General features: G+C 67.7%; 7 protein-coding genes. 4 read left to right on the plus strand and 3 right to left on the minus strand.

Annotated elements, in window-relative coordinates; genetic code table 11:
- Positions 1–20: 20 nt before the first annotated feature.
- The gene (locus ACZ53N_RS31350) at positions 21–1,238 is read right to left on the minus strand and encodes a hypothetical protein (RefSeq protein ID WP_469144198.1); all 1,218 of its coding nucleotides are present in this window, start codon (positions 1,236–1,238) and stop codon (positions 21–23) included.
- 471 nt (positions 1,239–1,709) lie between these two features.
- On the opposite strand from ACZ53N_RS31350, the gene ACZ53N_RS31355 reads away from it, so the two are divergent.
- Complete coding sequence (locus ACZ53N_RS31355; protein ID WP_469144199.1) at positions 1,710–2,903, plus strand: serine hydrolase domain-containing protein; 1,194 nt, start codon at positions 1,710–1,712, stop codon at positions 2,901–2,903.
- A 101-nt stretch (positions 2,904–3,004) separates the two neighbouring features.
- On the opposite strand, the gene ACZ53N_RS31360 is transcribed toward ACZ53N_RS31355, so the two are convergent.
- A complete protein-coding gene (locus ACZ53N_RS31360) occupies positions 3,005–3,259 on the minus strand; it encodes a hypothetical protein (RefSeq protein ID WP_469144200.1) in 255 nt (84 codons plus the stop codon).
- The gene (locus tag ACZ53N_RS31365) at positions 3,256–3,456 is read right to left on the minus strand and encodes a hypothetical protein (RefSeq protein WP_469144201.1); all 201 of its coding nucleotides are present in this window, start codon (positions 3,454–3,456) and stop codon (positions 3,256–3,258) included. The genes ACZ53N_RS31360 and ACZ53N_RS31365 overlap by 4 nt, the downstream gene beginning before the upstream one ends.
- A 558-nt stretch (positions 3,457–4,014) precedes the next feature.
- Here ACZ53N_RS31365 and ACZ53N_RS31370 point away from each other — a divergent pair.
- From ACZ53N_RS31370 to ACZ53N_RS31380, 3 genes are all read left to right on the plus strand, one after another.
- A complete protein-coding gene (locus ACZ53N_RS31370) occupies positions 4,015–4,470 on the plus strand; it encodes an SRPBCC family protein (protein ID WP_469144202.1) in 456 nt (151 codons plus the stop codon).
- A 253-nt stretch (positions 4,471–4,723) separates the two neighbouring features.
- Positions 4,724–5,143 (plus strand): YunG family protein, encoded by a 420-nt coding sequence (locus ACZ53N_RS31375; protein ID WP_469144205.1) that lies wholly within the window; start codon positions 4,724–4,726, stop codon positions 5,141–5,143.
- Between the two features lie 411 nt (positions 5,144–5,554).
- Positions 5,555–6,088 carry a hypothetical protein gene (locus ACZ53N_RS31380; RefSeq protein ID WP_469144203.1) on the plus strand — a complete coding sequence of 178 codons (534 nt, stop codon included), beginning with the start codon at positions 5,555–5,557 and terminating at the stop codon, positions 6,086–6,088.
- Positions 6,089–6,218 lie beyond the last annotated feature (130 nt).

Here is a 6,218-nt window from a genome sequence, read left to right on the forward strand (position 1 = left end):
GCGAAGAAAAGCCCTGGCGATCAGCACCCGATCATCGCCAGGCGCGTTCCGGCAGCCGCCCTGACTTCGGGTGCTTCCATCCGGTCGTCCCGTAGGTCGAAAAGCCTCTGCCGGACGTGCGGCAGGTCGGGTGGGGAGGTGATACCCAGAAGGCGGGCGTTCGTCTCACAGTCCCAGAGGGACTCGGTGTAGGCCTCGTCGAGGCCCGCCGGCACGATGGCCGCCAGTGCTTTGAGGTAAGCCGGGCGCTCGTAGGAGTGCGGGGTGCACAGCCAGAGCCGGCGCAGTACGGGCGCTGCCTCCGTTGCTGCCGATCCGAACCGGGCCAAACCGGCGGCCAATCGGCCGGGGCCGCACCACAGATGTGCCTCTTCGTGGGTGGCGAGTTCCTGAATGAGTGCCGGAATGTCTTGGGTGTTGCCGTGGTCGGCCAGGACGAGGGTTCCGGTCCAGGACAACCACGGCCGCTCGTCCGCCACCCATGCGCGCGCCTCCGGCACGGCGAGGGCGCCGAGCCGCTCCACCGCACGCGTGAGCCAGGGCAGGGGTCGTCCGCCGTCCGCCGCTCCGAGCCCGGCTACCAAAGGGAGCAGGCCTGGCTCCGGTGGACGACCAGCCAAAGTGTGCAGGGCTCGGGCCTTCGCACTGTCGGTCGAACCGGTGTCCGCGAGAATGGAAAGCAGCTGACGCCCGGTCGGGCTGACGTCGATGGCGTGGAGCCGCGGAGAGTGGACAACGGCGGTGGCAGATCCTGTTGCCCAGCGCACCCAGGGTCTGGAGCCCTGGAGCAGCCGTTCCTCCCCAGTCAGCCGGGCACGGGCGAGGTCGTCCCACCATGCGACTGGCCAGATGTCCGCCACTGACTCGAGGACGTCCACCCAGTGTTCGCCCTCTTGAATGTAAGCCCGCAGGGATTCTCGGGCTTCGGTCGAACCCGACAAGGCCAGCAGCTCCAGCGTGCGGGTGGCCCGCTCACAGTCGTCCTCGTCGCCCGCCAGCAGGCCGACCAACGGGGCCAGCGGCAGTGCCAGTTCTTGGAACAGGCGCGCAAGGTAGAGGTGGCGGTCGTCCACCGAGTCCCACCGCCAGTCGCGCCGGACGGAGTCATGCACCGCCTCGGCAGCTGTCACCGGATCGTCGGATGCCAGCAGTGCGCCCAGTCCTCGGCCTCTTTGCAGCAGTCCCTGGAGCGTGCCCACCGGCGCGTACGCCTGGTCGCTCGCTGTTTCGTCGCTCATCCTGGCGAAGCCTGCCCGACACACCGCGCCTGTACCAGGCATTTTTCTAGGGCAGAAGCCCTGTCTTCACACCATAAATGTCAGTGACCGCATGGCGGGAAACGGCGAACCAGAACTGGCCAGCCTGGTGTGATCGTGGGCGCCCGATGATGAACACCTCTGGGCCGGAGACAGCTCGGGCCCCCGTGCCGCATACACCTGAGTGCGTCGGTAAGGAACCGCGTAGTAGGCAGCGGCTACCCGGTGGGTATATGCCGGTCCGACGAGACATCCTGGCCGAACGGGCGCCACCCTGTTTTTCTTACTGACTTGTTCCATTGATGTTCGACTGGAGTACGAAAACTCTGGGCGCACACACCCTTCAGGCGTGCGCCGGGCGGCTGCGATACGGGCATGTCGATTCGCGCTATCGCGCCCGCTCGTCCCTTTCACCGGGAAACATGGCTCTTCCCGGTGAAAGGGAAGGTCGTCATGGTGATGCTCGCAGTACGGATCAGACTCGCCGCGGTGTTCGCGGCCGTCACGATCGCGTCAGCGATCGGGCTGACGGCGCCCGCGAAGGCGGACGGAGCGCCCGCTGCCCCGGTCGCAGGTCACGGACTCACCCAGGCCGCCCTGGAATCCGCCGTCAAGGGCGGGGTTCCGGGAGCGTTCGGACAGGCCCATGACGCGCACGGCACGTGGTACGGATCCAGCGGGGTCGCCGACCTCGACACACGGCGCCCGCCTCTGCCCCCGGACCGTTTCCGGGCCGGCAGCATCTCCAAGACACTCATCGCCACCGTCGTCCTCCAGTTGGAAGCCGAGGGCAGGCTCACCATCGACGACACCGTGGAGAAATGGCTGCCGGGCATGGTCCGCGTCCACGGCCACGACGGCAGCAAGATCACCCTCCGTCGGCTCCTCAACCACACCAGCGGCATCTACGACTACACCGAGGACCCCGGCCTGCACGTGCTCGGAAAGGACTTCCTGGCCCACCGCTACGACACCTGGACCGCCGAGCAGCTGGTAGCCCTCGCCATGAAGCACCAGCCGAACTTCGAGCCGGGCACGGGCTGGAATTACAGCACCACCGCCTTCACCCTCGCCGCGATGGTCATCGAACGGGCCACGGGACACACCTACGCCTACGAGGCCAAGCGGCGGATCTTCACACCCCTCGGCCTGCAGGCGAGCGTCCTCCCCGGCACCTACCCCAGGATCCCGGCCCCCAGCGGGCGGATGTACACCGTCTTCCCCGACGACCCGCAACACCGGGTGCACGACATCACCGAGTTCAACCCTTCCTGGGCCTGGTCCGCGGGCGAACTCATCTCCAGCCCCTCCGACCTCAACCGCTTCTTCACCGCGCTCCTGGGCGGGAAGCTGCTCCCCCGGGCCCAGCTCAAGGAGATGACCACTACGGTTCCGTCCCCGAATTTCCCTTGGGGGCAAGAAGCCGGCCTGGGCATCTTCCGCCTCACTCTGCCCTGCGGCACGGAACTCTGGGGTCACACCGGCTTCCTTCCCGGCTCACAGAGCATCGCCTACACCACACGGGACGGACAGCACGGCCTGGTGTACAACTTCAACACCGATTGGGCGGGAGAGACGGACGCCGCCGCGTACGTATTCCTCGCGGAATACTGCGGCACGACCCCACCACTGACAACCCGCCCCTGAAAGGACATCGGCATCTCCCCACCCGGACGCACACCATCCTTACGACGAAAACCCACGCGCCCTTGAGGTGTGGGCCATTCATCATGGCCGGCGGTCAACTGCTACAGGTCAAAGTCGGTGATCGTGACGCGCGGTGGCGTGGTGCTTCGGGAAACGACGTAGACCATGGCGATTCCGTACACGAAGGCAGAGCGGAAGTCGTCGTTGCCTCTACCGGGATAAGCCACGGAGACCGCTGAGTCGAAGGGGTCGGCGGCCAGTTTGGCGAGAGCGGCATCCAGGAGGCGCTGGTCGTACTCGTCGAGTGCGGCGTACTTCTTGTCCGAGTCCGGGGTGAGAGCGGTGCGGTAGGTCACTGAGTGGCCTCATGGGGCACAGCCGGCAGGGTCCCGGCTTCGGCCTGGTCGAAAGCAGCGTGCACCGCTGGATTCTTCTCAAAAAGGGCAATACCGCCCCATAGTGCGACTAGACGCTTGACCGCTTCATCGTCGGGAGCGGCCGCGACGGCATCGGCGAACTCGTGGCGCAGGTGCCGGGGCAGGGCACGCAGCACGGCCAGGACGGTGCCCGGGCGAGGTGGGCGCTCCGGCCGACCGTACGGCTCCACGGGCTGTGTGCTCACAGGTCCGCTCCTTCCGTTGATGGCGCCAGACGGGCATCAGGTTTCTCCACAGTATCGCGCCCGTCGGCTGACGTACTGCCGTTGAACCAGGCACCGACGGTCATGCTTCGGCATCTGCGCCGGGGGGCCGTTGTTGCGGACGCCGGTAACCACGGTGATCATGGCGCGGGCGTCCAGCCGAGAGGGGCGATCACAAGGGTGCGGAGGTCGCCGGGGTGCTGGTGCGCGGGGTCGGGCCGGGCTTTGTCTCGCGCCGAGGAGAGGCTGATCGCGGCGGCGCCCTGGCCCTGGGCAGCCCCGCGGGCGTCGCGGCGGAGGCCGGCAGCGCAGGAGGGCGCCCAGCCCCCGTGTCCGTTGTGCGGGAGGGGGCCGGCCTCGGCGCCCCGGCACACCCTGTCCCCCTGGCTCAGCAGGCCGGGCATCGCCGACGGATTTACTCTGGAGGCGCCCGAACGACGAAGCCCGGTTCACCTCGACGCCGGAGGACCCATGGCGGTACGGCACCAACTGATCGAGCGGAGCCCGGAGGCGGTCTGGGCTGTCCTCGCCGACGGTTCCCGTTACGACGAATGGGTTGTGGGGACCGCCAGGTCAGCACCCGCCAAGGGCACCTGGCCCGAGCTGGGCTCAGCCATCGAATACACCATCCGGCTCGGCCCGTGGACAGCCTGCGGCCACACCTACGTACGCCGCTGCGAGCCGCCTCGCAGACTTGAACTCGAAGTGGACAGCGGCCCGCTGGGCACCGTCAGGATCGCCATCCAGATCCAGTCGTGGGACCGCCACAGCCTCCTCACCATGGACGAACACCCCCTGCGTGGGCCGAGCGCGCGGCTTCACAACACAGCTCTCGACGCCGTACTGCAACTGCGTCACCGCCGCATGCTCGGCAAACTGGCCGACGTGGTGGAGCACTCCCCCAGACAACCCGGTGAACCAGCCTGAACAGCAGCAAGCCGTCCCGGCCGGACGCCGCACTTCTCCGGCAGGTGAACCCACTGTGCCCTGGTAAACCGTCCAGGCGGGTGCTGGACCGACGGCCGTCGTCCCGGCTCGCGGGAACGGCTACTCGACTCGCGCCCTACGCCACCCGACTTCATCGGCGGTCATCGGGGTTTCGATCGTCGCTCAGCGTGTGCGGGCCGCGGCCTCGGAGCACTTCCCGGCGATTGTCAGTGGTCCCGGCAAGGATGCCACCATGACAACTTTGCTTCTCAGCACCATCGAACACGCCGTTCGCAGCAGTTGGAGCGCCGATACGTGCACCCCGGAATTCCGGCCGCACTGGAGCCCGGACAATCCGGCCCGCGACCAGTGCGGCGTGACCGCCATGGTCCTCAACGACCTCCTGGGCGGTGAGCTGATCCGCGGAGAAGTCCATGTCAACGGCGAACGCACGGACTACCACTGGTGGAACCGCTTGGGCATGGGAGTTGAGATCGACCTCACCCGGGAGCAGTTCCGGCCGGAGGAAGTCATCACCGGGGGCATCGTCATCCCCCGCCCGCCCGTGACCGAGTGGTGCCGACTGCGCAAAGAGTACGAACTTCTTCGCGACCGTGTTGCGGCGAAGCTCGACCGGCAACGGGCGGTAAGGGCTGCATCCACTGCTCCTTGACCAGCGTTTGCGGCCCTCGTGCCCCACATGCCGCCCGAGCCTGCCTACACCCACGTAGGAACCCTGCGTTACATCGACTCCACAGGCAAGGTCCACAATTCCACACGGCGGTTCGGCACGCTGGCCGATCGCGTCAGGGCCAGGTCCGCCGATGTGTTCGCCCGGCGAGCGACGGCGGCGCGATCATTCCATAAGAGGCACATCGCCCGCCTTGGAGCGTAACCTCGTCTGATTCAACACAGGACGCGACCGCATGCCGACGCCCGAGCCGCAGGGGCGCCTGGGGCTTCTGCGAGCTCCACACCTCACCCGGCGTCGGTCGTACGAGCGTCCCCCCTCCCCCATTCGGCGGAGGGGGGACGGGCCCTCAGGCTGAGGTCCGGCGATGCCCTTGTGACGATCATGGATCACATGCCGAGAATAAATGCACTGCCTGGTGTGCCGCGCTGGGCCGCCCTCGCCGCCTACGCCGTACCGCTGGTCACTTTGCCGTCGGGCTTGTGGCGGATCGCCCTGGTCGCCGGGCTCCCGGTAGCCGGAGAGCCCGTCAGGACCGGCTGGGGTGTGCTGTACGTCCTCTCGCTGACCGCCGTCTCCGAGGCGCTTGCCCTGCTGACGCTCGGCCTGGTGCAGCCGTGGGGCGAGGTCGTGCCGCGCTGGATTCCGCTGCTCGGCGGCCGTGCGGTGCGCCCACTCGCCGCCGTGATCCCGGCACTGCTGGGCGCGGCCACGCTGTTCGGCCTGTGCGGCTGGGTCGGCTACCTGCAGACTTCGAACGTGGCGGCGGGCGGCATCACGGATTCGGCGGCCCAGGAGGCGCTCCTTATCGCCTGCTACGCCCCTCTGCTCGCCTGGGCGCCGCTTTTGACGCTGGCAGCCGTCGCGTACTACCGGCGCCGGACGACCGCCCTTCCCGTGCAGGCACGAGAGGCCGCCTGTCCTTGAGCGCTCCGGTTGGCGAGGCCTGTCATATGAAGCGTTCAGTGTGCGACACGAAGTCGCTCCAGGTAAGTAAGGACAGCCATGTGAAGGAGGTATCGATCGGCTGAACTTCGGGCCAGTGTCCATGGCCCGT

The sequence above is a fragment of the Streptomyces sp. NPDC033229 genome, from assembly GCF_055576875.1.